This window comes from Micromonospora sp. WMMA1996 (assembly GCF_002573675.1).
Lineage (GTDB): Bacteria > Actinomycetota > Actinomycetes > Mycobacteriales > Micromonosporaceae > Micromonospora > Micromonospora sediminicola.
In genome coordinates, this window is the sequence record NZ_PDHU01000003.1 from 963,576 (window position 1) to 989,371 (window position 25,796).

The 25,796-nt window shown below is 73.7% G+C and carries 24 protein-coding genes and 2 pseudogenes; 10 read left to right on the forward strand and 16 right to left on the reverse strand.

Annotated features, from left to right (window positions below; all coding sequences use genetic code 11):
* Window positions 1-34: 34 nt before the first annotated feature.
* A complete protein-coding gene (locus tag COO58_RS24140) occupies window positions 35-1,153 on the reverse strand; it encodes a GuaB3 family IMP dehydrogenase-related protein (protein ID WP_091570345.1) in 1,119 nt (372 codons plus the stop codon).
* Window positions 1,154-1,187: 34 nt separating this feature from the next.
* Window positions 1,188-2,750 carry an IMP dehydrogenase gene (guaB, locus tag COO58_RS24145; RefSeq protein WP_091570342.1) on the reverse strand — a complete coding sequence of 521 codons (1,563 nt, stop codon included), beginning with the start codon at window positions 2,748-2,750 and terminating at the stop codon, window positions 1,188-1,190.
* A 197-nt stretch (window positions 2,751-2,947) separates the two neighbouring features.
* Between guaB and COO58_RS24150 the strand changes: the two genes are divergently transcribed.
* The gene (locus COO58_RS24150) at window positions 2,948-3,352 is read left to right on the forward strand and encodes a DUF5319 domain-containing protein (RefSeq protein WP_091570338.1); all 405 of its coding nucleotides are present in this window, start codon (window positions 2,948-2,950) and stop codon (window positions 3,350-3,352) included.
* 15 nt (window positions 3,353-3,367) lie between these two features.
* Here COO58_RS24150 and COO58_RS24155 read toward each other — a convergent pair whose 3' ends face one another.
* A complete protein-coding gene (locus COO58_RS24155; RefSeq protein ID WP_091570335.1) occupies window positions 3,368-4,177 on the reverse strand; it encodes a response regulator transcription factor in 810 nt (269 codons plus the stop codon).
* A 252-nt stretch (window positions 4,178-4,429) separates the two neighbouring features.
* Between COO58_RS24155 and COO58_RS24160 the strand changes: the two genes are divergently transcribed.
* Window positions 4,430-4,813: a WhiB family transcriptional regulator gene (locus COO58_RS24160; protein ID WP_091576957.1), complete on the forward strand. Its 384-nt coding sequence runs from the start codon at window positions 4,430-4,432 to the stop codon at window positions 4,811-4,813.
* Between the two features lie 786 nt (window positions 4,814-5,599).
* Here COO58_RS24160 and COO58_RS31280 read toward each other — a convergent pair.
* The 4 genes and pseudogenes from COO58_RS31280 to groES all read right to left on the reverse strand — a co-directional run.
* Window positions 5,600-6,670, reverse strand: a pseudogene (locus COO58_RS31280) (molybdopterin-dependent oxidoreductase); the annotation flags it as partial.
* A 222-nt stretch (window positions 6,671-6,892) separates the two neighbouring features.
* Window positions 6,893-7,327: pseudogene (locus tag COO58_RS31285) on the reverse strand (molybdopterin-binding oxidoreductase); the annotation flags it as partial.
* A gap of 124 nt (window positions 7,328-7,451) precedes the next feature.
* Window positions 7,452-9,098, reverse strand: coding sequence for a chaperonin GroEL (gene groL / locus COO58_RS24170; RefSeq protein WP_098747289.1), 1,647 nt, complete (start codon window positions 9,096-9,098; stop codon window positions 7,452-7,454).
* 70 nt (window positions 9,099-9,168) lie between these two features.
* Window positions 9,169-9,483 carry a co-chaperone GroES gene (groES, locus tag COO58_RS24175; protein ID WP_088998427.1) on the reverse strand — a complete coding sequence of 105 codons (315 nt, stop codon included), beginning with the start codon at window positions 9,481-9,483 and terminating at the stop codon, window positions 9,169-9,171.
* Between the two features lie 254 nt (window positions 9,484-9,737).
* Here groES and COO58_RS24180 point away from each other — a divergent pair, with 254 nt between their 5' ends.
* The 7 genes from COO58_RS24180 (at window position 9,738) to COO58_RS24210 (ending at window position 17,023) form a co-directional block, all read left to right on the forward strand.
* The gene (locus COO58_RS24180; RefSeq protein ID WP_098747290.1) at window positions 9,738-10,970 is read left to right on the forward strand and encodes a methyltransferase domain-containing protein; all 1,233 of its coding nucleotides are present in this window, start codon (window positions 9,738-9,740) and stop codon (window positions 10,968-10,970) included.
* Between the two features lie 56 nt (window positions 10,971-11,026).
* The gene (gene ybaK / locus COO58_RS24185; RefSeq protein WP_091576954.1) at window positions 11,027-11,506 is read left to right on the forward strand and encodes a Cys-tRNA(Pro) deacylase; all 480 of its coding nucleotides are present in this window, start codon (window positions 11,027-11,029) and stop codon (window positions 11,504-11,506) included.
* Window positions 11,507-11,701: 195 nt separating this feature from the next.
* The gene (locus COO58_RS24190) at window positions 11,702-12,805 is read left to right on the forward strand and encodes a sugar ABC transporter substrate-binding protein (RefSeq protein WP_091570320.1); all 1,104 of its coding nucleotides are present in this window, start codon (window positions 11,702-11,704) and stop codon (window positions 12,803-12,805) included.
* Window positions 12,806-12,909: 104 nt separating this feature from the next.
* Window positions 12,910-13,728 carry an ATP-binding cassette domain-containing protein gene (locus tag COO58_RS24195; RefSeq protein WP_091570317.1) on the forward strand — a complete coding sequence of 273 codons (819 nt, stop codon included), beginning with the start codon at window positions 12,910-12,912 and terminating at the stop codon, window positions 13,726-13,728.
* Window positions 13,725-14,984: a sugar ABC transporter permease gene (locus tag COO58_RS24200; RefSeq protein WP_091570312.1), complete on the forward strand. Its 1,260-nt coding sequence runs from the start codon at window positions 13,725-13,727 to the stop codon at window positions 14,982-14,984. The genes COO58_RS24195 and COO58_RS24200 overlap by 4 nt, the downstream gene beginning before the upstream one ends.
* Window positions 14,985-15,015: 31 nt before the next feature.
* Window positions 15,016-16,191: an ROK family protein gene (locus tag COO58_RS24205; RefSeq protein WP_091570309.1), complete on the forward strand. Its 1,176-nt coding sequence runs from the start codon at window positions 15,016-15,018 to the stop codon at window positions 16,189-16,191.
* 94 nt (window positions 16,192-16,285) lie between these two features.
* Window positions 16,286-17,023 carry a DUF4142 domain-containing protein gene (locus tag COO58_RS24210; protein WP_091570304.1) on the forward strand — a complete coding sequence of 246 codons (738 nt, stop codon included), beginning with the start codon at window positions 16,286-16,288 and terminating at the stop codon, window positions 17,021-17,023.
* A 45-nt stretch (window positions 17,024-17,068) separates the two neighbouring features.
* Here the strand turns inward: COO58_RS24210 and COO58_RS24215 are convergent, their stop codons facing one another.
* The 4 genes from COO58_RS24215 to tsaB are packed head-to-tail and all read right to left on the reverse strand — an operon-like array spanning window position 17,069 to window position 19,510.
* Window positions 17,069-17,323 carry a hypothetical protein gene (locus tag COO58_RS24215; protein ID WP_091570300.1) on the reverse strand — a complete coding sequence of 85 codons (255 nt, stop codon included), beginning with the start codon at window positions 17,321-17,323 and terminating at the stop codon, window positions 17,069-17,071.
* A 17-nt stretch (window positions 17,324-17,340) separates the two neighbouring features.
* The gene (gene tsaD / locus COO58_RS24220) at window positions 17,341-18,387 is read right to left on the reverse strand and encodes a tRNA (adenosine(37)-N6)-threonylcarbamoyltransferase complex transferase subunit TsaD (RefSeq protein ID WP_091570297.1); all 1,047 of its coding nucleotides are present in this window, start codon (window positions 18,385-18,387) and stop codon (window positions 17,341-17,343) included.
* 5 nt (window positions 18,388-18,392) lie between these two features.
* Window positions 18,393-18,836 (reverse strand): ribosomal protein S18-alanine N-acetyltransferase, encoded by a 444-nt coding sequence (rimI, locus tag COO58_RS24225; protein WP_091570292.1) that lies wholly within the window; start codon window positions 18,834-18,836, stop codon window positions 18,393-18,395.
* Window positions 18,833-19,510: a tRNA (adenosine(37)-N6)-threonylcarbamoyltransferase complex dimerization subunit type 1 TsaB gene (gene tsaB, locus COO58_RS24230; RefSeq protein WP_091570288.1), complete on the reverse strand. Its 678-nt coding sequence runs from the start codon at window positions 19,508-19,510 to the stop codon at window positions 18,833-18,835. Before tsaB ends, rimI begins: the two co-directional genes overlap by 4 nt.
* A gap of 318 nt (window positions 19,511-19,828) precedes the next feature.
* Here tsaB and COO58_RS24235 point away from each other — a divergent pair, with 318 nt between their 5' ends.
* On the forward strand, window positions 19,829-20,551 hold the full coding sequence (locus COO58_RS24235; protein WP_098747292.1) for a helix-turn-helix domain-containing protein: 723 nt from the start codon (window positions 19,829-19,831) through the stop codon (window positions 20,549-20,551).
* On the opposite strand, the gene ung is transcribed toward COO58_RS24235, so the two are convergent.
* From ung to COO58_RS24260, 5 genes are all read right to left on the reverse strand, one after another.
* Window positions 20,540-21,241 carry a uracil-DNA glycosylase gene (gene ung / locus COO58_RS24240; RefSeq protein WP_098747294.1) on the reverse strand — a complete coding sequence of 234 codons (702 nt, stop codon included), beginning with the start codon at window positions 21,239-21,241 and terminating at the stop codon, window positions 20,540-20,542. The two genes, COO58_RS24235 and ung, sit on opposite strands and share 12 nt — an antisense overlap.
* A 53-nt stretch (window positions 21,242-21,294) precedes the next feature.
* Window positions 21,295-21,777: a tRNA (adenosine(37)-N6)-threonylcarbamoyltransferase complex ATPase subunit type 1 TsaE gene (gene tsaE / locus COO58_RS24245; RefSeq protein WP_098747404.1), complete on the reverse strand. Its 483-nt coding sequence runs from the start codon at window positions 21,775-21,777 to the stop codon at window positions 21,295-21,297.
* The gene (locus tag COO58_RS24250; RefSeq protein ID WP_091570275.1) at window positions 21,768-22,853 is read right to left on the reverse strand and encodes an alpha/beta fold hydrolase; all 1,086 of its coding nucleotides are present in this window, start codon (window positions 22,851-22,853) and stop codon (window positions 21,768-21,770) included. The genes tsaE and COO58_RS24250 overlap by 10 nt, the downstream gene beginning before the upstream one ends.
* Window positions 22,850-23,968 carry an alanine racemase gene (gene alr / locus COO58_RS24255; protein WP_091570271.1) on the reverse strand — a complete coding sequence of 373 codons (1,119 nt, stop codon included), beginning with the start codon at window positions 23,966-23,968 and terminating at the stop codon, window positions 22,850-22,852. Before alr ends, COO58_RS24250 begins: the two co-directional genes overlap by 4 nt.
* A gap of 73 nt (window positions 23,969-24,041) precedes the next feature.
* Window positions 24,042-25,511, reverse strand: coding sequence for an NAD(P)H-hydrate dehydratase (locus COO58_RS24260; RefSeq protein WP_098747296.1), 1,470 nt, complete (start codon window positions 25,509-25,511; stop codon window positions 24,042-24,044).
* Window positions 25,512-25,796 lie beyond the last annotated feature (285 nt).

Here is a 25,796-nt window from a genome sequence, read left to right on the forward strand (position 1 = left end):
TCGAACCCGCGTCCGCGCCGTCACGTCGGGTCGCTCAGCGGTCGAGGACCAGGCCGACCTTCTGGAACTCCTTGAGGTCGCGGTAGCCGCACTTGGCCATCGCGCGGCGCAGCCCGCCGAAGAGGTTGAGCTGGCCGTCCGGCTCGTCGGCCGGGCCGAACAGCAGCCGCTCCATCGAGCCGAGCGGCTCGCCGGCCACCTCGAACGCGCCCCGGGGCAGGGACGGGTGGCTGGCCGCGGAGTGCCACCAGGCGCCGCCGGCCGGGGCCTCCTCGCAGAGCGACAGCGGCTCGCCGAGCATCACCGCGTCCGCGCCGCAGCCGAGGGCCTTGGCGATGTCGCCGGAGGTCTGCATGTCGCCGTCGGCGATCAGGTGCACGTACCGGCCGCCGGTCTCGTCCAGGTAGTCGCGGCGGGCCGCGGCGGCGTCGGCGATGGCGGTGGCCATCGGCACCCGGATGCCGAGCACCGACTCGGTGGTGGACCAGTCGTCGCCGCCGATGCCCACGATCACGCCGGCCGCGCCGGTGCGCATGAGGTGCAGCGCGGTCTTGTAGTCGGTGCAGCCGCCGACGATGACCGGCAGGTCGAGGTCGGCGATGAACTCCTTGAGGTTGAGCGGCTCGTCGGTGGTGGAGACGTGCTCGGCGGAGACCAGCGTGCCCTGGATGACCAGGATGTCGACGCCGGCGTCGAGGATCACCGGGGCCAGCGCCAGGGTGTGCTGCGGCGACACCCGGACGGCCACGGTGCCGCCGCCGGCCCGCAGCTCGCGGACCCGCTCGGCGATCAGGTCGGGGCGGATCGGCTCGGCGTAGACCTCCTGGAGGCGCTTGGTCGCCCGCGCGTCCTCGCCGAGGCCGGCCAGCTCCTCCAGGATCTTGGCCGGGTTCTCGTAGCGGGTCCAGAGGCCCTCGACGTTGAGCACGCCGAGGCCGCCGAGCTGACCGAGGCGCACCGCGGAGGCGGGGCTCATGGTCGCGTCCGAGGGGTGCCCGACACAGGGGATGCCGAACGGGTAGGCGTCGAGCTGCCAGGCCGTGGAGACGTCGTCGACGTCCCGGGTGCGGCGGCTCGGCACGATGGCGATGTCGTCCAGGTGGTAACCGCGCTGCGCGGTCTTGCCCAGCCCGATCTCGACCACGTCACGCATGGGGACTCCAGATGTGTTCGGGGGTGGAGGGGGGTCAGCGGGTGTGGTAGTTGGGCGCCTCGACGGTCATCTGGATGTCGTGCGGGTGGCTCTCCTTGAGCCCGGCCGCGGTGATCCGGATGAGCTGCCCACGCTGGTGCAGCTCGGCGATGCTCTCCGCGCCCGCGTATCCCATGGCGAGCCGCAGGCCGCCGGTGAGCTGGTGGGCGACCTGGGCGAGCGGGCCGCGGTAGGGCACCTGGCCCTCGACGCCCTCGGGCACCAGCTTCTCGTCGCTGGTCACGTCCTGCTGGAAGTAGCGGTCCTTGGAGTACGACTTGACCTGGCCGCGGGACTGCATCGCGCCGAGCGAGCCCATCCCCCGGTAGGCCTTGTACTGCTTGCCGTTGACGAAGATCAGCTCACCGGGGCTCTCCTCGCAGCCGGCCAGCAGGCTGCCGAGCATCACCGTGTCGGCGCCGGCCACCAGCGCCTTGGCGATGTCGCCGGAGTATTGGATGCCGCCGTCGCCGATGACCGGGACGCCGGCCGGCCGGGCCGCCCGCGCCGCTTCCATGATCGCGGTGATCTGCGGGACGCCCACCCCGGCCACGATCCGGGTGGTGCAGATGGCGCCCGGGCCGACGCCCACCTTGACGCCGTCGGCGCCGGCGTCGACGAGCGCCTTCGCGCCCGCGTAGGTGGCGATGTTGCCACCCACGATGTCGATGGTCACGTCCCGCTTGAGCCGGCCGACCATCTCCAGCACCGCCCGCTGGTGACCGTGCGCGGTGTCCACGATCAGCACGTCGACGCCCGCGTCGACGAGCGTCCGGGCCCGCTTGTACGAGTCCTCGCCGACCCCGATCGCGGCGGCGACCCGGAGCCGGCCCGCCTCGTCCTTGGTGGCCTCCGGGTACTGCTCGCTTTTGGTGAAGTCCTTGACCGTGATGAGGCCACGCAGCGCGCCGGACTCGTCGACGATCGGGAGCTTCTCCACCTTGTGGCGGCGCAGCAGGTCGAGCGCGTCGTCCTTGCTCACCCCGACCGGTGCGGTGATCAGCGGCGTCCGGGTCATGATGTCGCGGACCGGCGTGGCCGGGTCGGAGACGAAGCGCATGTCGCGGTTCGTCACGATGCCGACCAGCTGGCCCTGCCCGTCGACCACGGGCACGCCGGAGATGCGGTAGCGCCCGCAGAGCGCGTCCACGTCACGGAGCGTGTCGTCCGGGCTGGCGGTCACCGGGTTGGTGATCATGCCGGACTCGGAGCGCTTGACCAGGTCGACCTGGAGCGCCTGGTCCTCGACGGAGAGGTTGCGGTGCAGCACGCCGATGCCGCCCTGGCGGGCCATGGCGATGGCCATCCGGGCCTCGGTGACGGTGTCCATCGCGCTGGACAGCAGCGGGACGGTCAGCTCGATGTTGCGGGTGAGGCGGGTGCGGGTGTTGACCCGGCTGGGCACGACGTCCGACTCGCCCGGCTGCAGCAGCACGTCGTCGAAGGTCAGCCCGAGCGGCACCACCCGGGCCGAACCGGCCGGCAACTCGGGCAGATGGCCACCCAGCTCCCCGCCGTCGCGGCCGGCCGGGATCTCGGTGCTGGGTGAATTCTCCACGATTGCTCCCCTGAGCTGGTCGAACGGGCTGCAGCGAGGCGGCGCGCGCGGGCACCGGCGTGCGCCGGCGTGACGGCGCGTCGCCTCATCGTACCCACTGGCCTGCCCCGCCCCGGGCAGCGGCGGGCCTGGCGTAGGCCGGGCCACAGCACGGCCGTGGGCGGGCTTTCCGGCGGCGCGGGGTCTACGGTGAGGGGGTGCACGACGAGCCCATCGACCCGTTCAACGGCGACCCGGCCGATCCGGCTGCCGGCCTGCACGATCCCGGCGACGAGGACGCGCTCGACCCGCTGACCGAGGTCGAGCGGCAGGACGTCCTGGAGGATCTCGCCGACCTGGAGATCTACCAGGCCCTGCTCCAGCCGATCGGGGTGCGCGGGCTGGTGATCGAGTGCGAGGACTGCCGCGAGCCGCACTACTTCGACTGGGACCTGCTCCGGGGCAACCTGCGCCACCTGCTCAACTCGGGGCGGCCCCGGGTGCACGAGCCGGCCTACGACCCCGACCCGGACCACTACGTGAGCTGGGATTACGCCCGCGGCTACGCCGACGGCGTGCACGACACGCTCACCGAGGGCACGGACGACTCCGCGGAGGAGTGACAGCCGCCGGGCGGGTCAGGCGACCAGACCGGCCCGGAACCCGGCCGCCACGGCGTGCGCCCGGTCCCGGGCGCCCAGCTTGCGGAACAGTCGCCGGGCGTGCGTCTTCACGGTGTCCTCGGAGACGAACAACTCCCGCCCGATCTCCGCGTTGCTCTTGCCCTCCGCCATGCCGAGCAGCACCTGAAGCTCACGTTCGGTGAGCCCGACCGCGCTGCGCGGCGTCCGCGCCGGCCGCTGGGCGCCACCCGCCGGGGGCGCCTCGGCCCCGTCCGCAGCCGGGTCGTTCGGGTCCTCGCCGCGCTGCACCGGCACCACGGTGGGCAGGCCGGCGGCGTCCGTCGCGGTCGCCGGCCAGCCGGGCCCGCCCGGGGTACGCCCCGATGCCGCCCGGGTCGACCCGCCGACCGCCGCCGCGTCCCGAGCCGGGTCGGCCACCCGGTGCCGGTTGGTCCGCCCGGGGGCGGAGAGCAGCAGCAGCGCCTTCGCCACCGCGCTGGTCAGGTCGTGGTCGGCGTTCTGGATCAGACCGCGCGCACCGGCGCTGATCGTGGCCGCCGCCGACTCCGACTCCTCCGGGCCGAGCAGCAGCACCGCGGCCTGCGGCGCGCGGGCGAGCACCCGACGCACGAAACCGGGGCTGTCCGGCCGGGTGAGGGCGGTGTCGGCCAGCACCACGTCTACCGGACGCTCGGCGAGCCGCAACATCACCTCGGGATCGGAGACGGCCGTCCGGACGACGCCGGACAGCCCGAGCCGCGCCGCCGCGGAGGTCAGATGCTGGGCCGCCAATGGTGTCCGAACGCACACGAGAACGCTACGCACTGTGGTCTCCTCTCCGACTCAGAGCAGACCACGTGGGGGTCGGCCGGGGAGGGGGTTCCGGGCAATCATTCGAACTTTTCCGACATCTGGGGCATATGCCGCCGACTGTCCGAGGTTTTCGATCACAGATGTGTGAGGCGGGGACAGCTCGGGTACCGAGTCGTTCATCCGGAACCGGCATCCCGCGCGGACCGCCGCCCGGTAGCTGGCCACGAACATTCTCCGCGGTGCCGCGCGGGAGGAGGGGTGCTGATGTCGAACGTACGTAGGCTGCCTGGACCCATCGTCGACCTCTGGGACTGGCAGCGGCTCGGCGCCTGCCGTGGCCGCGACAGCGCCCAGTTCTTCCACCCCGACGGCGAGCGCGGCTCCTCCCGACTGCGCCGGGAGACCGGCGCCAAGTCCGTGTGCCGCGCCTGCCCGGTGCGCGCCGAGTGCGCCGCCCACGCCCTCGCGGTCCGCGAGCCCTACGGCGTCTGGGGCGGCTTCAGCGAGTCCGAGCGGCTGCGGCTGCTCGCCCTCGGCTGGGAGGACCTGGCCGACCGCCGGCAGAGCCGGGTGGACATCGCCCGGCTGGAGGCGCGCCTCGGCCGGCCGCACAAGACCGCCGTGCCGGACCAGCGCAAGGTTGCCTGACCAGTCGCCTGACCAAAAGCACGTCCCGACGCCGCGCTCCGGACCATGGAGCGCGGCGTCGTCTCGTGTCCACACCGCCGACCCCTCCGCCGGCGTTGCCGGCTTTCCGAGACGTCTCCCGCCGCTCGCCGGACCAGGCGACTCCCTCCCGCGACGCCTTTGGAGCTGATATCAGAAACGACTCAGACCGGACCACCCGAACCCGAGGCAGCCGTCGCAACCGACCCAGACCGAACCACCCAACACCCGAGGCCACCCGTCGCAACCGACCCAGACCGACCGGACGGACCGAGCCCTCCGGTGTCCGTCGGGAGGAGAGCCGGCAGCCGGGCCGAAGCGGTCGGCTTACTCACCTGGCCGGGTACCGGAGCTGGCGGTGAGAGCCGGCAGCCGGGCCGAAGCGGTCGGCTTACTCACCTGGCCGGGTACCGGAGCTGGCGGCCGAGGGCCTGCCGCCGGGCGGAGGTTGAGTCGTTGGCGATATCAGCTCGAAAGGCGCTTCGCCGCAGGCACTGCCGCACGCCGCCCGCGCCGCATGCCACCGACGCGCCCGCACCTGCCCGATCGTCGCGGTGCAGAGCCTTGATCAGGCACGCCCAGGCACGCCCAGACGCGGTCAGGACGCGGTCGGACGCGGCCAGGCGCAGGCAGGCGCGGCCAAACGACGGTCAGGCGCGGCCAAACGACGGTCAGGCGCGGCCAGGCGACGGTCAGGCGACGGTCAGGCGCGGCCAGGCGACGGCCAGGCGACGGTCAGGCGACGGCCAGGCGACGGCCAGGCGACGGTCAGGCGACGGTGACCGTGACGGTGTGCCAGCCGGTGGCGCCGTCGGGGGCCACCGGGCTGCGCCGCTCCGGCTGCGTCTCGCCGGCCGCGTCGGTGGCGCGTACCTGGAGGGTGTGCTCCCCCGGCGTGGCGTCCCACCGCCACGACCACTGCACCCAGGTGTCCGTCGACACCGCCGGGGCCAGCGTCGCCTCCCGCCACGGGCCGCCGTCCACGCGTACCTCGACGCGACGGACGCCGCGGTGCTGCGCCCACGCCACCCCGGCGACCGTCACCGGGCCGGCGGCCGGGCGGCTGCGGGCACGCGGGGTGTCGATCCGGGACTGGGTCTTGACCGGGCCCTGGGCGGACCAGCCGCGCGGCACCCAGTACGCGTCGAAGTCGGCGAAGCTGGTCAGCTCCAGCTCGGTGACCCACTTGCACGCCGAGACGTACCCGTAGAGGCCGGGCACCACCATCCGCACCGGGAAGCCGTGCTGGACCGGCAGCGGCTCGCCGTTCATCCCCACCGCCAGCAGCGCGTCCCGCCCGTCGCGCAGCACCGAGGTGGGGGTGCCACAGGTCCAGCCGTCCACCGCGCGCCCGACCACCTGGTCCGCGCCCTCCTCCGGGTCGGCCTCGTCGAGCAGCTCCTTGATCGGTACGCCGAGCCAGCGGGCGTTGCCGATCAGGTCACCGCCGACCTCGTTGGAGACGCAGGCCAGGGTCACGTACCGCTCGACCATCGGGCGGGCGAGCAGGTCGTCGAAGCTCAGCTCGATCGGGTTGCGGACCCGGCCGTGGATGCGCAGCCGCCAGGTCACCGGGTCCACCTGCGGCACCACCAGCGCGGTGTCGATCCGGTAGAACTCGCGGTTCGGCGTGACGTAGGGGGCGAGCCGGGGCAGCGACAGGTCCGCGCCGGTCGGTACCGGCGGCGCGGGCGTCGCCGGCGCGGGCAGCGTCACCGCCTCCCGGGCCGCCGAGACGCCACGCCGGCCGGCCAGCCAGTGCCCGCCGAGCCCGGCCACCGCCGCCGCGCCGGTCAACAGGCCGACGCCCCGCAGGAACCGGCGTCGCGACTCCGGAACGTCGTGCCGGGCCGGCTCCCAGCCGCCCGGGGTCTCCTCCTCGCGCGCGAACGCGGCAGCCGCCGGGGGTGGCGGGGGTGGCGGGGGCGTGGAACGGGGCGCCCCGGCCTGCTCGCCGTCGGCCAGGTCGACCTCGTGGCGGTCCGGCCCCTGTCCGGCGCGCGCCCGGTCTACCCCGGCGCGGTCCGGACCCTGCCCGGGGCGCTTCCGGTCGGCCCCTGCGGGGTCCGGGCTCAACGGGCCGGCGACGAACGCCCAGAGCGTCAGCCCGCCGAGGCCGGCGCCGACCAGGGACGGCAGCGCGTCGAACGCGTCCGCGCCGGGTCGGGTCAGCGCGGCGGCGACGCCGAGCACGGCGAACGCGGCGATGCCGGCCAGGCCGACCACCAGTCGCCGGGCCGCCGCCAAACCGAGCAGCGCCGCGAAGCCGGCCAGCAGCAGCGCCGTCCCGACCAGCAGGGCGATCTTGTCGTACGTGCCGAAGACGGCGATGGCGAACTGCTTGAGCGGCTCGGGCACCAGGTCGACGACGACACCGCCGACGGCGATCAGCGGGGCGGACCGGGGGCCGGTCAGGACAGCCACCGGCTCGGCGGTGCCGAGCGCCACCACGGCGGCGACGACACCGGCCAGCGCCGCGTGGCGGCGGGAGATCATGCGCACGCCGTCCAGTCTGGTCGACCGGGCGGGCCGGCTGCCAATCTCGTCAGCGTTCCGTAAGCACGTCGGGGCACACCGCCGGCTCGGCGGTGTGCCCCGACGTCGGGCCGTACTCCTCGGGTCAGAAGCCCGGGCCGTGCTGGTGGCCGTGGCCGTGCGAGTGGCCGTGCCCACCGGCGGCGGCCGGCTCCGGCTCGGCCGGCTTCTCCACGACCAGGCTCTCGGTGGTGAGCAGCAGGCCGGCGATCGACGCGGCGTTGGAGACCGCGTTGCGGGTCACCTTCACCGGGTCGAGGATGCCGGACTTGGCCAGGTCGACGTACTCGCCGGTGGCGGCGTCGAGGCCGGTGCCCCACTCCTGGGCGACGACCTTCTGCACCACCACGTAGCCGTCGTGGCCGGCGTTCTGCGCGATCCAGCGCAGCGGCTCGACCAGCGCCTTGCGCACGATCGAGACGCCGACCTTCTCCTCGCCGGTGAAGCCCAGGTCGTCGTCGAGCACCGGCAGGATCTGGGCCAGCGCGGCGCCGCCGCCCGGGACCGTACCCTCCTCGACCGCGGCCTTGGTCGCGGCGATGGCGTCCTCGATGCGGTGCTTGCGCTCCTTCATCTCGACCTCGGTGGCCGCGCCGACCTTGATCACCGCGATGCCGCCGGAGAGCTTCGCCAGCCGCTCGGCCAGCTTCTCCCGGTCCCACTCGGAGTCCGAGGCCTCGATCTCCTTGCGGATCTGGGCGACCCGGTCGGCGACCTCGGAGGACTGCCCGCCACCGTCGACGACGGTGGTGTTCTCCTTGTCGACCACGACGCGACGGGCGGTGCCGAGCACCTCCAGGCCGACCTGGTCGAGCTTGTAGCCCAGCTCTGGGGCGACCAGCTCGGCGCCGGTCAGGATCGCCATGTCCTGGAGCATCGCCTTGCGGCGGTCGCCGAAGCCGGGGGCCTTGACCGCGCAGACCTTGATGGTCTTGCGGATGGCGTTGACCACCAGCGTGGACAGGGCCTGGCCCTCGACGTCCTCGGCGACGATGAGCAGCGGCTTGTTGTTCTGGAGGACCTTCTCCAGCAGCGGCAGCAGCTCCTCGATGGCCGAGATCTTCTGCGTGGTGATCAGGATGTACGGGTCCTCCAGGACCGACTCCTGCCCCTCCACGTCGGTGACGAAGTTCGGCGAGATGAAGCCCTTGTCGAACTGGAGACCCTCGGTCACCTCCAGCTCGGTGGTGAGCGCCGAGCCCTCCTCGACGGTGATGACACCGTCGCGGCCGACCCGCTCCATCGCCTCGGCGATCAGCTCGCCGATGGTGGAGTCCTGCGCGGAGACGGTCGCGACATGCGCGATCGACTCCTTGCTGGCGACCTCGACGGCCTTGCCGAGCAGCGCCTCGGAGACCTTGGCGGCCGCCGCGTCGATGCCCCGCTTCAGGCCGGTCGGGTTGGTGCCGGCGGCCACGTTGCGCAGGCCCTCGCGGACCATGGCCTGGGCCAGCACGGTGGCGGTGGTGGTCCCGTCGCCGGCGACGTCGTTGGTCTTGGTCGCCACCTCCTTGACCAGCTGCGCGCCGAGGTTCTCGTACGGGTTGGTGAGCTCGATCTCCTTGGCGATGGTCACGCCGTCGTTGGTGATCGTGGGCGCACCGAACTTCTTGTCCAGGACGACGTTGCGACCGCGCGGGCCGAGGGTGACCTTGACCGCGTCCGCGAGGGCGTTGACACCGTGCTCGAGCAGGTGCCGGGCGTCGTCCGAGAAGCTGAGGATCTTCGCCATCAGTATCCCTTCGAAGCGACGTTGCCCCGGCCCGGCGAGCCGGACCGGGGCAACGACACTGATCGGTTGCTTACTTCTCGATGACCGCGAGGACGTCGCGGGCGGAGAGCACCAGGTACTCCTCGCCGGCGTACTTGACCTCGGTGCCGCCGTACTTCGAGTAGAGGACGGTGTCGCCGACCTTCACGTCGACCGGCACGCGGTTGCCCTTGTCGTCGATCCGGCCCGGGCCGACAGCGAGGACGGTGCCCTCCTGCGGCTTCTCCTTGGCGGTGTCGGGGATCACGATGCCCGAGGCGGTGGTGGTCTCGGCCTCGTTCGCCTGGACCACGATGCGGTCCTCGAGCGGCTTGATCGCAACCTTGGTCGCGGTAGTCACGGGCATACCCTCCCGGGTACTTGGTGTCGTTACCGGTCGGCATGCCGACCAGCGTCAATCTGCCACATGCCACCGGGCGGGGCCGTCGTCGCGGGTGCCGGTCCGCCTGGCGCTCAACCCCCGGGCACGGGGCCCGGGCGTTGGCACCCTCAGGGTGAGAGTGCTAATCGCAGGTTATTCCTCGGCTAGCACTCCGTCAAGGAGAGTGCCAGCGCGTCGCCCGCCGTGTCGGCCCGGAGGCGGGTCGGGAGAATGGGCGGGTGGACCTCGACCAGCTCGCCGCGCTGCGTACCCCCGAGGGGTCGGCCGCGCTCGCCGCGGCGGCGCGGGTGGCCGGCGGCGACCCGCTGGCGGCGGCCGCCGCGCTGCGCTCGGCCGGGATCCCCGGCGGGCTCGCGGCGGCGGCGTTGACCCAGGCGGAGCTGCGCCGCCGGGCCGCCGGCAAGTTCGGCGCGGTGGCGGCCGGGATGTTCCTCACCCGGCCGGGGCTGGAGCAGGCCACCCGCCGGGCGGTCGCCGACCGGCGGGCCGTGCGGCTGCGCGCCGCGGGCGTGACCACGCTCGCCGACCTGGGCTGCGGGCTGGGCGCCGACGCGCTCGCCGCGGCCCGCGCCGGCATCCGGGTGTACGCGGTGGAGGCCGACCCGGTCACCGCGGCGATGGCCGCCGCGAACGCCGAGGCGGCCGGGCTGGCCGACCTGGTCACGGTGGAGTGCGGCGACGCCACCGCGTTCGACGTGAGCCGGGTCGACGGGGCCTTCTGCGACCCGGCGCGACGGCGGGCCGGCACCGGTCGGCGCATCTTCGACCCGAACGCCTACTCGCCGCCGTGGGACTTCGTCGTCGGGCTGGCCGAGCGGGTGCCGCGCACCGTGGTCAAGGTGGCGCCCGGGCTGGACCACGCGCTGATCCCGGCCGGCGCCGAGGCGGAGTGGGTGAGCGTCGACGGGGACCTGGTGGAGGCCGCGCTCTGGTGCGGCGAGCTGGCCGACGTCCCCCGCCGCGCCACAGTGCTGCGGGAGAAGGAAGGGCCCCCGGTCAACGCCTCCGGTAGCGGCGGGGCCCCCTCTTGTCAGCTGACCGGCAGCGGCGCGGTCGACGCGGCGGTGGGCCCGGTCCGGCGGTTCCTGTACGACCCGGACCCGGCAGTGGTGCGCGCGCACCTGGTCGCCGAGCTGGCCGCCGACCTCGACGCCACCCTCGCGGACCCGTCGATCGCCTACCTCTACGCGGACACGGCCCGGCCCACCCCGTACGCGCGCTGCCTGGAGGTCACCGACGTGCTGCCGTTCTCGCTCAAGCGCCTGCGGGCGCTGCTGCGGGAGCGCCGGGTCGGCCGGGTGGAGATCCTCAAGCGCGGTTCGGCGCTGGAGCCGGAGAGACTGCGCCGCGACCTGCGCCTGGCCGGCGACGCGGCGGCCAGCCTGGTGCTCACCCGGGTGGCCGGCGCGCCGACCGTGCTGATCTGCCGCCCGGTGCCGGCCGCCGCCTGACCGCTGCCTCCGGTTTCGGCTCGCGGCGGGGCGGCGCCCGGGTTAGCTTGACCGCCATGGCGGGACAGGGCACTCCGGCGACCGCGCTGCTGACCAAGCGGAAGATCTCGCACAGCACGCACCCGTACGACGTCTCGCCGGACGCGCCGAACTACGGCGCGCTGGTCGCCGCCGCGCTCGGGGTGCCGCCGGAGCGGGTGTTCAAGTCGCTGGTCACCGAGGTGGACGGCGAGCTGACCGTGGCCGTGGTGCCGGTGACCGGCGAGCTGGACCTGAAGGCGCTCGCCGCGGCGGTGGGCGGCAAGCGGGCCGCACTGGCCGACCGGGCGGTGGCCGAGCGGGCGACCGGCTACGTCCGGGGCGGGATCAGCCCGCTCGGGCAGCGCCGGCGGCTGCCGACGGTGGTCGACGCCTCCGCGTCGACACACCCGACGGTGTACGTCTCGGCCGGCCGCCGCGGCCTGCAGGTGCAGCTCGCGCCGGGTGACCTGGTGGCGCTCACCGGGGCGCGGACCGCCCCGATCGCGGCCGGTTGAACCACCCGTAGCGGGACGGTGGGAGCGTTTCCGCCGTGGGTGTCGGCCGGGTGACAACCGCGTTGCTGAATTGTTACCGCCGCCAACAAACTTCTGACCTCGGCACTCTTGCGGAGCGTGGGAAGCGCGGAATACGTTGCCGGACACAACAAAACATCGACCTCTACTCCCCCACCCCCGAAAGGACCCGTGCACATGCGCAAGGGACTCCTCACCTTCGCGGCCGTCGGTCTCCTCGCGACCGGCAGCATGGCCGCCTGTGGTGACAACGGCGGTTCTTCCGACCAGGCCGGCGGCTCCACCGACAAGAAGCCGAAGATCGGCGTGATCCTGCCGGACAGCAAGTCCTCCGCCCGCTGGGAGGGCGCGGACCGCAAGTTCCTCAAGGAGGCGTTCGACGCCGCCGGCGTGGAGTCGGACATCCAGAACGCGCAGAACGACAAGACCGCGTTCCAGACCATCGCCGACCAGATGATCACCAACGGCGTCAACGTCCTGATGATCGTCAACCTGGACTCCGGCACCGGCAAGGCCGTGCTCGACAAGGCCAAGTCGCAGGGCGTCGCCACCATCGACTACGACCGGCTGACCCTGGGCGGCTCCGCCCAGTACTACGTCAGCTTCGACAACGAGGCCGTCGGCAAGCTCCAGGGCGAGGGCCTGAGCAAGTGCCTGACCGACAAGGCCGTCAAGAACCCGTCGATCGCGTACCTCAACGGCTCGCCGACCGACAACAACGCCACCCTGTTCAAGAACGGGTACGACTCGGTCCTCAAGCCGAAGTTCGACTCGAAGGAGTACACCAAGGTCGCCGACGACTCGGTGCCGGCCTGGGACAACGCGCAGGCCGCCACGATCTTCGAGCAGCAGCTGACCAAGGCCGGCGGCAAGATCGACGGCGTGCTCGCCGCCAACGACGGTCTGGGCAACGCGGCCATCTCGGTGCTCAAGAAGAACAAGCTCAACGGCAAGGTCCCGGTGACCGGTCAGGACGCCACCAAGGAGGGCCTGCAGAACATCCTCGCCGGTGACCAGTGCATGACCGTCTACAAGGCGGTCAAGAAGGAGGCGGACGCCGCCGCCGAGCTGGCCATCGCGCTCGCCAAGGGCGAGAAGAAGGAGACCGGCCAGACCGTCAAGGACCCGGAGGGCAACCGGGACGTGCCGGCCGTGCTGCTGGAGCCGAAGGCCATCTACAAGGACAACGTCAAGGACGTGGTGGCCGACAACTACGTCACCAAGGAAGAGCTCTGCACCGGTGCGTTCGCCAAGCTCTGCACCGACGCCGGCGTGAGCTGACCCAACCCGCTCAGGCGGCGCCGCCCGGCACGGGGAAACCCGGGTCGGGCGGCGCCCACGCCGGACGGGATCCGAGACCTCCCCTCCGCCCAAAGGAGACACCCGTGTCCGCAACCCCCCTGCTGGAGCTACGCGGGATCGACAAGAGCTTCGGTCCCGTCCAGGTGCTGCGTGACGTCGCCTTCACCGCCCACCCCGGCGAGGTGACCGCGCTGGTCGGCGACAACGGCGCCGGCAAGTCGACCCTGGTCAAGTGCATCAGCGGCATCTACCCCACCGACGCCGGCGAGTTCCTCTTCGACGGCCGGCCGGTGAGCATCAGCAGCCCCCGGGACGCCGCCGCGCTCGGGATCGAGGTCGTCTACCAGGACCTGGCCCTCTGCGACAACCTCGACATCGTGCAGAACATGTTCCTCGGCCGGGAGAAGCGCAGCGGCATCGTGCTCGACGAGCCGACCATGGAGCAGATGGCCGCCGAGACCCTGGCCGGCCTCAGCGTCCGCACCGTGAAGTCGCTGCGCCAGCACGTGTCCAGCCTCTCCGGCGGCCAGCGGCAGACCGTCGCCATCGCCAAGGCGGTGCTCTGGAACAGCAAGCTGGTCATCCTGGACGAGCCGACCGCCGCGCTCGGCGTCGCGCAGACCGCCCAGGTGCTGGAGCTGGTCCGCCGGCTGGCCGACAACGGCCTGGCCGTCGTGCTCATCTCGCACAACATGAACGACGTCTTCGCCGTCTCCGACCGGATCGCCGCGCTCTACCTCGGCCAGATGGTCGCCCAGGTGAAGACCACCGACATCACCCACTCGCAGGTGGTCGAGCTGATCACCGCCGGCCGTTCCGGCGGCCTCGGCCTCGCCGGCGAACCGGGCAGCAACGGCACCGGCGCCGCGCCCGCCGACACCACCCCAGGAGCCGTCCGATGACCGCCACCGTCGTGAAGAAGGAAGGCCCCGCCGGCGTCGCCCCGGCGCCGACCGTGGGCAGCCACGTGAACAACTACTGGCGCCGGGTACGTGGCGGCGACATCGGCGCCCTGCCCGCGGTGATCATGCTCCTCGTGCTCGCCGTGGGCTTCTCGATCGCCCGCCCGTCGTTCTTCACCGCCGGCAACCTCGCGAACCTGTTCACCCAGGGCGCCGCGGTCACGTTGATCGCCATGGGTCTGGTGTTCGTGCTGCTGCTCGGCGAGATCGACCTCTCCGCCGGCTTCGCCAGCGGCGTCTGCGCCGCGATCCTGGCCAACGTGGTCACCGTGCTCGGCTACCCCTGGTACGTGGCGGTGCTCGCCGCCGTCGTCACCGGCGTGGTCATCGGCACCGTGCTCGGCCTGCTGGTCGCGAAGGTCGGCATCCCGTCCTTCGTGGTCACCCTCGCCGGCTTCCTCGCCTTCCAGGGCGTCGTGCTGACGCTCATGGACGAGGGTGCCAACATCGCGGTCCGCGACGACACCCTGGTCGCGATCGCCAACCGCAACCTCTCCCCGGCGCTGGGCTGGGCGCTGGCCGCGGTGGCCGTCGCCGGGTACGCGGCCGTGCAGCTGCTGCGGCACCGCAACCGGTCCGCCCGCGGCCTGCTCACCGACCCGATCGCGGTGGTCGCGGCCCGGATCGGCGGACTCGCCGTGATCCTCGGCCTCGCGGTCTACGTGCTCAACCTGGAGCGCAGCCGCAACGTGCTGGTCGTCTCGCTCAAGGGCGTGCCGATCGTGGTGCCGATCATCGCGCTGCTGCTGGTCGTCTGGACGTTCGTGCTCCAGCGCACCAGCTACGGCCGGCACATCTACGCCGTCGGCGGCAACGCCGAGGCGGCCCGCCGGGCCGGCATCAGCGTGGACCGGATCCGCATCTCCGTGTTCGTCATCTGCTCCGGGATGGCCGCCATCGGCGGCATCGTGGCGGCCAGCCGGGCCAACTCGGTCGACCCCAACACCGGTGGCAGTAACGTACTGCTCTACGCCGTCGGCGCGGCGGTGATCGGCGGCACCAGCCTCTTCGGCGGCAAGGGCCGGGTCCTCGACGCCGTGCTCGGTGGCGCGGTGGTCGCGGTGATCGACAACGGTATGGGACTGATGGGGTACAGCTCGGGCGTGAAGTTCGTGGTCACCGGCGTGGTGCTGCTCGCCGCGGCGACCATCGACGCGCTGTCGCGACGGCGCGCCGCCGCCACCGGCGTGCGCTGACCCCGGGTACGGACACACCATGGCAGTGGCAATGCGCGCGGGACCGAGCCAGGACGAGATCCGCCGGCAGAACCTGGGCGCATTGCTCCGCTACGTGCACGTGCACGGGGCCACCACCCGCGCGGAGCTGACCACCGCGCTCGGGCTCAACCGCAGCACCATCGGCGCGCTGACCGCGGACCTGGCCGGCGCCGGTCTGGTCAGCGAGGGGACGCCGAAGGAGACCGGCCGGGCCGGGCGACCGTCACTGGTCGTCCGGCCCGAGTCGGGACGGGTCTACGCGTACGCGTACAGCGTCGAGGTGGACCGGCTGCGGGCCGCACGGGTCGGGCTCGGCGGTGAGGTGCTCGACCGCCGGGAGCTGGACCGGCCGCGCAACCTGGTCGCCGGGGAGGCCGCCCCGCTGCTGGCCGGCGCGGTCAAGGAGATGCACCACTCGGTGCCGCCGGACTCGTTCTGCGTGGGCGCCGGGGTGGCCGTGTGCGGCATGGTGCGCCGCGACGACGGGCTGGTCCGGCTCAGCCCGACCACCGGCTGGGTGGACGAGCCGATCGGTGCGGCGCTCGCCGACGAGCTGGGCATCGACGTGCCGATAACGGTGGGGAACGTGGCCGACGTGGCCGCGTACGCCGAGCACGCCCGGGGCGCGGCGACCGGCTGCGACAACGTCATCTACCTGTACGGCGACGTCGGCGTGGGGGCGGGCATCATCGCCGGCGGCCGACGGTTGACCGGGCACGGCGGCTACGGCGGCGAGGTCGGCCACATGGTGGTGGTCCGCGACGGTGTGCGCTGCGACTGCGGCCGGCGCGGCTGCTGGGAGACCGAGGTCGGCGAGCACGGGCTGCTGCGGGCGGCCGGCCGGTCCGAGGCGCGCGGGCGGGAGGCCCTGCTGGCCGTGTTCGACGCGGCCGACCGGGGCGACGCCCGGGCGCAGAGCGCGGTGCGGCAGGCCGGCGACTGGCTCGGTTTCGGCGTGGCCAACCTGGTCAACATCTTCAACCCGGAGATGGTCATCTTCGGCGGCACCATGCGCGACCTCTACCTGGCCGCCGCGGCCCAGGTCCGCAGCCGGCTCAACTCCAACGGGCTGCCCGCGTGCCTGGAGCACGTGCGCCTGCGTACCCCGAAACTCGGTGACGACGCGGCGCTGATCGGCGCGGCCGAACTGGCCTTCGAACGCCTCCTGGCCGACCCGCTGAACTGATCGGCCCGGCGATCCGTACCAGTGTGCGGACGGCCGGTGGGCTCGGCCGTCCGCGACCCCACGAAGCGGTCCGGACCGAGGAGGCAACCCAACCATGGCATCGCTGGAATCCGCACGTCGCCGGCTGGCGCACCGGGTGACCCTGCTGCTCGTCGCGATCGGCGCGGGGATCGGCGTCCTTCCCGGCGCGGCGCTGGCCGCGCCCAACCCCGGCGTGCAGATGAACGCCGCCGACATGACGCTGCTCAACGGCGTACGGCTGGCCGGGCTCTGGGAGATGCCGGCCGGGACGATGGCCGCGGAGAAGGGCAAGTCCCCCCGGGTCCGGGAGGTCGGCGCGGAGATCGCCCGCCAGCACGGCGTGCTGGACCAGCTGGTGGTCGAGGCGGCCAACAAGTTGGGCGCGGTCCTGCCGACGGACCCGACGGCCCAGCAGAAGGGCTGGCTGACCGAGATGCAGAACGCCAACGGCGCGCAGTTCGACCAGATCTTCGTCACCCGGCTCCGGGTCGCCCACGGCAACATCTTCCCGGTGATCGGCGCGGTCCGGGCCAGCACCAAGGATCCGATCGTGCGCAAGCTCGCCGAGGACGCCAACAAGTTCGTCAACGACCACATGACCATGCTGGAGAGCACCGGACTGGTCCGCTGGCAGCAGCTGCCGCCGCCCGCCCTCCCGCCGGCGCAGAGCGACTCGCTGGTCGCGGCCGCCCAGGCGAACGTGGGCAGCGGCGGCGGGCTCCAGGTGGGCACCGGGATCGTGTGGGCGGTCTTCCTGATCGCGCTGGGCACCGGCGGGTACACGACCTGGCGGCTGATGCGCCGCGCCTGAGGGGTGTCGGGCCCCGGTCGTCGACCGGGGCCCCTTCTCGTACCGTCAGCGGTCGACCTGGGTGAAGTCCCAGCTGTGCGGCGGCCGGGCGACCAGGCGCATGGGCGGCTCGGGCAGCTCACGCGGGTTGCTCCGCCACTTGGAGACGACCACCAGCCGGTGGTCGGTGGAGGAGAACACCTCGCTGGAAACGTGCATCGGGTCGTGCTCGAACTCGGGCAGCGCGGTTTCGCACACCCAGGTGATCAGCTCGGCGAAGCCGTACGACTCGGCCTTCGCCTCCCACATCCGGACGATCATGTCGGTCCTCTCCCCGTTCAGACGCTGACCACGGTCAGCGGCATCGCGGAGTCGGCCGGCAGGTCGAGCCGGCTCGGCGCGACGCCCGCGGCGACCAGGTGCGACCCGAGCGCGGCCACCATCGCGCCGTTGTCCGTGCAGAGTTTCGGCCGGGGCGTACGCACCCGGACGCCGTGCTTGTCGGCCCGGTGCTCGGCCATCGCCCGCAGCCGGGAGTTGGCGGCGACCCCACCGCCGATCACCAGCGTGTCGATGCCGCTGCTGCGGCACGCGTCCAGCGCCTTGCCGACCAGCACGTCGCAGACCGCCTCCTGGAAGGACGCCGCCACGTCGGCCACCGGCACCGGCTCGCCGGCCCGCTGCCGCGCCTCCACCCACCGGGCCACCGCTGTCTTCAGCCCGGAGAAGGAGAAGTCGAAGCGGTGACCGACCAGGTCCTTCGCGGCGGTCAGCCCGCGCGGGAAAGCGATCGCCGCCGGGTCTCCGGCCCGCGCCTCGCGGTCGATGTACGGTCCGCCGGGGAACGGCAGCCCGAGCAGCCGGGCCACCTTGTCGAACGCCTCCCCGGCCGCGTCGTCGATGGTCGCGCCGAGTGGGACCACGTCCCGGGCCAGGTCGTCGACGCGCAGCAGCGAGGAGTGCCCGCCGGAGACCAGCAGCGCGATCGCCGGCTCGGGCAGCGGTCCGTGCTCCAGCGTGTCCACGGCCACGTGTGCGGCGAGGTGGTTCACCCCGTACACCGGCTTCTCCGCGGCCACCGCGTACCCCTTGGCGGCGGCGACGCCGACGAGCAGCGCGCCGGCCAGGCCCGGTCCGGAGGTCACCGCGATCGCGTCGATGTCCGCGATGGTGACCCCGGCCTCGCGCAGCGCCCGGTCCATGGTCGGCACGATCGCCTCCAGGTGGGCCCGGCTGGCCACCTCGGGCACCACCCCGCCGAACCGGGCGTGCTCCTCGACGCTGGAGGCCAGCGCGTCGGCGAGCAGCGTGTGCCCGCGCACGATGCCCACGCCGGTCTCGTCGCAGGAGGTCTCGATGCCGAGGATCAGGGGTTCGTCAGCCATGCTCGTCAGTCCTCGGTGCGCTGCATGACCAGCGCGTCGGTGTTGCTCGATTGGTAGTAGCCGCGCCGCACGCCGATCGGCTCGAAGCCGTGGGTGGCGTAGAGGCGCTGGGCCGGGGCGTTGTCGGCGGCGACCTCCAACAGCGTGTTGCGGACGCCCCGCCGGGCCGTCTCGGCGAGCAACGCCTCCAGCAGCTGCCGGCCGACACCCCGACGCTGGACGTCCCGGCGAACCGCGACGTTCTGCACCCACGCCTCGTCGGGCGGGTAGACGGCCAGCCCGGCGTAGCCGAGCACGGCGCCGTCGTCGTCGGTGGCCACCAGGTAGAAGTGCCCGTTCGCGAGTTCGTTCCAGAACATCGCCGGGGACCACCGCTCGGCGCCGAACAGGTCCGCCTCGAGGGGCAGCACCTCCTCGACGTGCCACCAGCGGAACCGGCCGATCCTCACGGCAGGACCGGCTTGTGGCCGGTGGCCGCGACGGCGTCCGGTCGGCGCAGGTAGAGCGGGGTCAGCGGCTCACCGGGGGCGCCCGCGCGGATCCGCTCGGCGGCGAGGCGGGCCAGCGCCAGCGGGTCCGGGTACCGGGGCTCCTCCCGCACCGGCAGCCCGAGCACGTCCGCGTACCGGTGCGCGCCGTCGCCGACCGCGACGCCGACCGCCAGGTCCCGGGCCCGCTCCGCGACCACCGCCGGCGCCGCCACGTCCGGCCCGGCGACGCGTTCGCCGGCGCCGTCGTAGACGGCCCAGTAGACCTCCCGGCGGCGCGCGTCGCTCGCGGCCAGCACCGGCTCGCCGGCGGCCGCCGGGTGGCCGATCCCGTCGAGAGAACAGACACCGTACGTGGGGATGCCGAGCACCTGGGCCATGGTGGCGGCGGTGACCAGGCCGACCCGCAGCCCGGTGAACGGCCCCGGGCCGAGCCCGGCGACGATCGCGGCCAGGTCGGCGGGGCGCGCGTCCACGTCGGCCAGCACGGCGTCGACCTGCGGCGCGAGCAACTCGCCGTGGGCCCGGGCGTCGACCGTGCACCGGGACGCGCGGACCGCGACGCCGTCCGTCGAGACCTCGACCAGCGCCGCGGTCACCGCGGGCGTCGAGGAGTCCACCACGAGTACGAGCACGGTTAGCCAGCCTAGCCGTCCCGCCCGGCCGGTCAGGCCACGCCCTCACCGCCGCCTGCCCTCGCCCTCGCTGCCCGCTCCTCGCCGCCACCTGCCCTCGCCCTCGCTGCCCGCTCCTCGCCGCCGCCTGCCCTCGCCCTCGCTGCCCGCTCCTCGCCGCCGCCTGCCTTCGCCGTCGCCGTCGCCCGCGCCCGCGCCCGCGCCCGCGCCGGACGGTGACGCCGTCGGGTCACGGCACCCTTCGAGAGCGATATACCGCTGGGTCATATCTATGACTGAGCGGTATATCGCTCGGAACCGACGTGCCATCCTCCCGGGATGACCGAGAGTCGCCTCGCCGGGCAGGTGGCCCGCACCCTCCGGCACGAGCGGGAGCACGCGGGGCTCACCCAGCAGGCGCTGGCCGGGCGGGTCGGCCTGAGCCAGGCCGCCGTCGCCCGGATCGAGCGTGGCGACCGGCTACCGAGCCTGCCGACCGTGGAACGGCTGCTCGGCGCGCTCGGGCGCCAGCTCCGGATCGAGGTGGAGCCGCTCGACAGCCACCTCGACGCGACGCTCGACGAGGCGGCCGGGACCGCCCTGCCCGAGCGGATCGCGGATCTCGGGCTGGACCGGATCATCGACGCCCTGGGCGACCTGCCGTACGTGCTGACCGGCGGCACGGCGGCCCTGCTCCAGGGCGCTCCGCTGCCGGTGGACGCGGTCGAGATCGCGGTGCGGTGGCGGGACGCCCCCCGCTTCACCAAGTGGCTGGAGCGGGCCCACGCGCAGCGGTGGAACGCACGCTGGGAGGAGTGGGGCGGAGTGCACCCGGAACCCAACGAACCGGGCGAGCACCGCTGGCTCACCCGCTACGGCGAGCTGCGCGCCCGGATGTGCGAGGACCTGCCCGAGCCCGTCGAGGTCCGCCTCGGCGACCGGACGTACCCGGTCGAGCCACTGGTCGAGGTGGAGGTGGCCGACCGGCGTACGGCCGAGCTGCTGCGCCGGTACCGGCAGCGCCGCGTCGACGGCGCGACGCCGGACGGGTCAGCCGGCTGAGCGTTCCCAGTCGACGGTGGGCAGGCCGGCGTCGGCGAGCGCCTTGTTGGCCGCGCTGAACGGGCGGCTGCCGAGGAAGCCCTTCGGGTTCATCGGGCTCGGGTGGCCGGCCTCCAGCACCACGTGCCGCGGGTTGGTGACCAATGCCGCCTTCTTACGGGCGTAGCCGCCCCAGAGCAGGAACACCACCCGCTGGTCGAGCGCGTCGAGCGCCCTGATGGTGGCGTCGGTGAACTCCTCCCAGCCCCGGTTGGCGTGCGAGCCCGGCGTGGCCTGGCGGACCGTGAGCACCGAGTTGAGCAGCAACACGCCCTGCGCCGCCCAGCCGTCGAGGTTGCCGCTGCGCGGCTTCGGCACGCCCAGGTCCTCGCCCAGCTCCTTGAAGACGTTGCGCAGCGACGGCGGCACCGTCACGCCCTCGCGCACGCTGAAGCTCAGCCCGTGCGCCTGCCCCGCCTTGTGGTAGGGGTCCTGCCCGAGGATGAGCACCCGCGTCTGCGCCGGCCCGCACAGGCGGTAGGCCGAGAACAGGTCCTCCAGCGGGGGGAAGACCGTGGCGGTCGCGTATTCCCGGGCGACGAACTCGGCCAGCGCCGCGCTGCGGGCCGGGTCGAGGTGCGGGGCGATCGCCTCCCGCCACGGCTCGGGCAGGAGCGCCAACAGGTCGAGGGCGGGGGCGTCGTCGGGCATCGGCAACCTTTCGCAGTCGTCCCCGGGACTCTAGGCAGCGGGTACGACAGCGCTCAGCCGAGGGTCGCCAGCCTCGCCGCCCAGTCGCCGCCGACCGGTTCCAGGGTGACCACCCGGGTGTCGTCGTCGCGCCGGTCGATGCGGACCCGCAGGTGCGCGTCGACCAGTTGCTCGACCATCCCCTCGCCCCACTCCACCACGGTGACCGCCTCGTCCACCGAGGCGTCCAGGTCGAGGTCGTCGATCTCGGCGCGCGGGTCGGCGGACTCCCCCAACCGGTAGGCGTCGGCGTGCACCAGCGTCACCCGGCCGCCCCGCGCCGGATCCGGCCGGTGCACCCGGGCGATGACGAACGTGGGCGAGGTGATGTCCCCGCGGACGCCGAGGCCGGCGCCGATGCCCTGGGTCAGCGCGGTCTTGCCGGCCCCCAGCGGGCCGCTGAGCAGCAGCAGGTCGCCGGCGCGCAGCACGCCGGCCAGCCGGCGGCCGAACCGGTGCGTGTCGTCGAGGGTCGTCAGCTCCACCGTCACAGGGATTCCAGGAACCTTTCCAGCGCCGCGTTGACGTCGTCGGCGTGCTCGAGCATCACCACGTGCCCGCTGTCGTGGATCTTCACGAACTCGGCGTGCGGCAACCGCCGGACGATCTCCTCGGAGTGCGTCACCGGCGTGATCATGTCCTTGTCCCCCACGATCACCAGCACGGGCGTGCCGGCCAACGCGGCCAGCGCCGGGAAGCGCGAGTGGGTGGCCAGGGTGCGCAGGTAGCGGGTGACGGTGTCGGCCGAGGTACGGGAGTTCATCGTCTCGACGTACGACACCAGGGCCGGGCTGGGCTTCGGGGTGCCGAAGCCGTACTTGCGGGTGAGCAGCCAGGCCACGTTCGACGTCGACCTGCGGGCCTTGTCGATCACCGTGCCGCCGTAGCGGGTGGCGTTGCTCATCATGTAGAGCACCGGCGCGCCGACCCGGCCGAGCAGCGCGGGGGCCACCAGCTTCGTCTCCGCGGCCAGGCCGCCGGAGGTGGCCATCAGCACGGTGCCGACCACCCGGTCGCCGAACAGCTCCGGGTATATCTCGGCGAGCGCCATGATGGTCATGCCGCCCATCGAGTGCCCGACCAGCACCAGCGGCCCCTCCGGCGCCACCTCGTCGAGCACCCGGCGCAACGTGCGGCCCAGCGCGACCAGGTCGTACTCGCCGGACTCCAGCCTCCCGGAACGGCCGTGCCCCGGCTGGTCGTACGCGACCACCCGGTAGTCCCCGCGCTCCGTGAGCAGCTTGCGCTGGAAGTGGAAGGTCCCCATGTCCAGGCAGAACCCGTGCACCAGCACGACCGTCGGACGGCCGGGGACCGGCCGGGTCGGCTCGACCACCTCGACGTGGATGTCGGTGCCGTCCGGCATCTCCAGCTCGTACGCCTCGTCGTAGCGCTGCTGGTCGAAGACCTCGTGGGCGTACCGGTCGGCGGGGTCGTTCTTGAGCCGGCGGACCAGCACCCGCTCGCTGACCACGCCCGCCGCGAGCCCGGCCGCGGCCACCCCGACGGCCGCGCCGACCAGGCCGGCGACCTTGCCGGCGGCGCTGCGCGGACGGGGCACCCGCAGGTTCATACGCGCTCGCCGTCGTAGACGCGGGGCACCCGCACCCCACCGAAGCGGGTCACGATCTCGTAGTTGATGGTGCCGACCGCCTCGGCCCAGTCGTCGGCGGTGGGCTCACCGTCCGCGCCGCTGCCGAACAGCGTCACCACGTCCCCGGCGGCCACCTCGTCGTCGCCGCAGTCGACCACGAACTGGTCCATGCAGACCCGCCCCGAGATGGTCCGCCGCTCGCCGGCGAGCAGCACCGGACCGGTGTTCGAGGCGTGCCGGGGCACCCCGTCGGCGTAGCCCAGCGGCACCACCGCCAGGTTGCTCTCGTTCTCGGTGAGGTAGGTGTGGCCGTAGGAGACGCCGGTGCCGGCCGGGACCCGCTTGGTCAGCATCACCCGGGCCCGGGCCGTCATCGCGGGCCGCAGGCCGAACCGCTCGCCCGCGATCGGCGACAGACCGTAGACCGCGATGCCGGGACGGACCAGGTCGAAGTGGGTGTCCGGCCGGGTCAGCGTGGCCGCCGAGTTGGCCAGGTGGCGGTAGCGGGGCCGCAGGCCGGCGCGGGTCACCATCTCCAGCCCCTCGCGGAAGACGGCGAGCTGGCGGTCGGTGGTGGGATGGCCGGGCGAGTCCGCGTACACGAAGTGGCTCCACACGCCGACCACCTCGACCAGACCGTCCGCCTGGGCCTTCGCGGCGGCCTCCAGCAGGGTGGGCCAGTCGGCCACGGTGGCCCCGCCCCGGGACAACCCGGTGTCGATCTTGAGGTGCAGCCGGGCCGGGCGGTCGGCCCGGCGGCTCGCCTCGATCATCTCGTCGAGCTGGGGAAGGCTGGCGCAGCCCAGGTCGACCCCGACCGCGATGCCGTCGTGCAGCGGCAGGCCCGGATCGAGCAGCCAGGCCAGGACCGGCGCGGTGATCCCCTCCTGGCGCAGCCGGAGCGCCTCGTCCAGGGTGCAGACGCCGAGCTGGTCCGCCCCGGCGTCGAGCGCCGCGCGGGCCGCCGGCACCATGCCGTGCCCGTATCCGTCGGCCTTCACCACCGCCATCAGCTCGGCGCTGGTGCCGGCCTTGAGCCGGGCCACGTTCTCCCGGATCGCGTCGAGATCGACGCGCACCTCCGACTGCCACATACCCCCAGCCTACTTCCGCCGGTGATCATCGTGGCCGTGAGCCGCGCGGCCGGCGTCACGGGCCGCGCCCGGATCAGCCCAGTCGGGCCAGCACCGGGCGCAACGCGGCGGCCACGTCGGGTGCGGTCACCGGGCCGCCGCGCGCCGCCTCCCGACCGGCCAGCCCGTGCAGGTACGCCGCGGCGGCGGCCGCCCGCTCGGGGGCCAGACCGCCGGCGAGCAGCGAGCCGAGCAGCCCGGCCAGCACGTCGCCGGTGCCACCGGTGGCCAGCACCGGGGTGCCGGTCGGGTTGACGTACGCCCGCCCGTCGGGCGTGCCGACGATCGTCCGATCACCCTTCAGCAGCACCACCGCGTTCATCCAGGCGGCCAGCCGCAGCGCCGCCGCGACCCGGTCCTCCCCCGGCATCTCGCCGCAGAGCCGGGCGTATTCCCGGTCGTGCGGGGTCACCACGATCGGGGCGTCCCGGCCGCGCAGCCGGTCGGCCAGCTTGCCGTCGACGAGCAGGGTCAACGCGTCGGCGTCCAGCACCACCGGCACCGGCGCGGCCAGCACCGCGCGCAGCTCGGCGGCGGACTCCTCGCCGGTGCCGAGCCCGGACCCGCAGACCCAGGCCTGCACCCGACCGGCGTCGGCGACCCGGCCGGTGGCGATCACCGACGGGTGCTGGTGGACCACTTCGGCGCGGGCGCCCCCGGCGTAGCGGACCAGGCCGGTGGGACCGGCCAGCGCACCGCCGACCGAGAGCACCGCCGCGCCCGGATAGGTGGCCGACCCGGTGGCCACCCCGACCACGCCCCGCGAGTATTTCTCCGACGCCGGGCCGAGCGCGGGCCACCAGTCGACCACGTCCGACCACTCGGTCACCCGGAGCGCGGGCGAGCCGCGCAGCCACGGCGTCAGCCCGATGTCGACCAGCTCGACCTGCCCGGCCAGCGCGGCGGCCGGGCCGACCACCAGGGCCGGCTTGAGCGCGCCGAAGGCCACGGTCACGTCGGCGCGGACGGCGCAGGGCCGGCCGGCGTCGGTCAGCGGGACGTGCCCGGTGTCGACCGCGACGCCGCTCGGCACGTCCACCGCGACCACCGTGGCGCGCGTGCCGTCGCGTCCACAACGCTCGGCCAGGCTCGCCGCGAGCTGCTCGGCGGTCTCCCGCAGACCACCGGTGCCGCCGATGCCCACGATGCCGTCGAGCACCAGGTCGACCACGGCGGGCGGCCGGTCGACCACCCGCCCGCCGGCGGCACGCAGCGCGGTCAGACCATCGGCGTGCGCCCGCCCGGGGGTGAGGAGCAGCGCCGCGACCGCGACGCCCCGGCGGGCCAGGTGCGCGCCCGCGTAGAGCGCGTCGCCGCCGTTGTCGCCGGAGCCGACCAGCAGCAGGACCCGGGCGCCGTAGACGCCGCCCCGGTCGCCGAGCAGCAGCGCGCACCGCCGGGCCAGCCCGGCCGCGGCCCGGTGCATCAACGCCCCGGCCGGGAGGGTGGCCATCAGGCCCGCCTCCGCCGCGCGAACGTCAGCGACCCGCCACACCGGTCTCATGCCACCCCGTCCCGTTTCGTCGTGCCGCCCGTCCGGCGTGTCGACCACCGTGCCGACGGTCGACCGAGGGCCCGCGTGCGGGTCTCGATCAGGCCTCACCCTACCGGCGGCAGGTGCCCGCAACCGGCCCACGAACGCGCCTGTGGAAAACCTCGCCCGTTGTCCACAGGGTCGACGACGCCACCGCCGTTCCGCCTAGCGTCGTCGCCGTGCGGAGCCGGCCGGTGGGGCCGGCCGAGGCGGGGAGGGCACGTGGTGGAGGAGCCGTTCGACGTCGATCCGGAG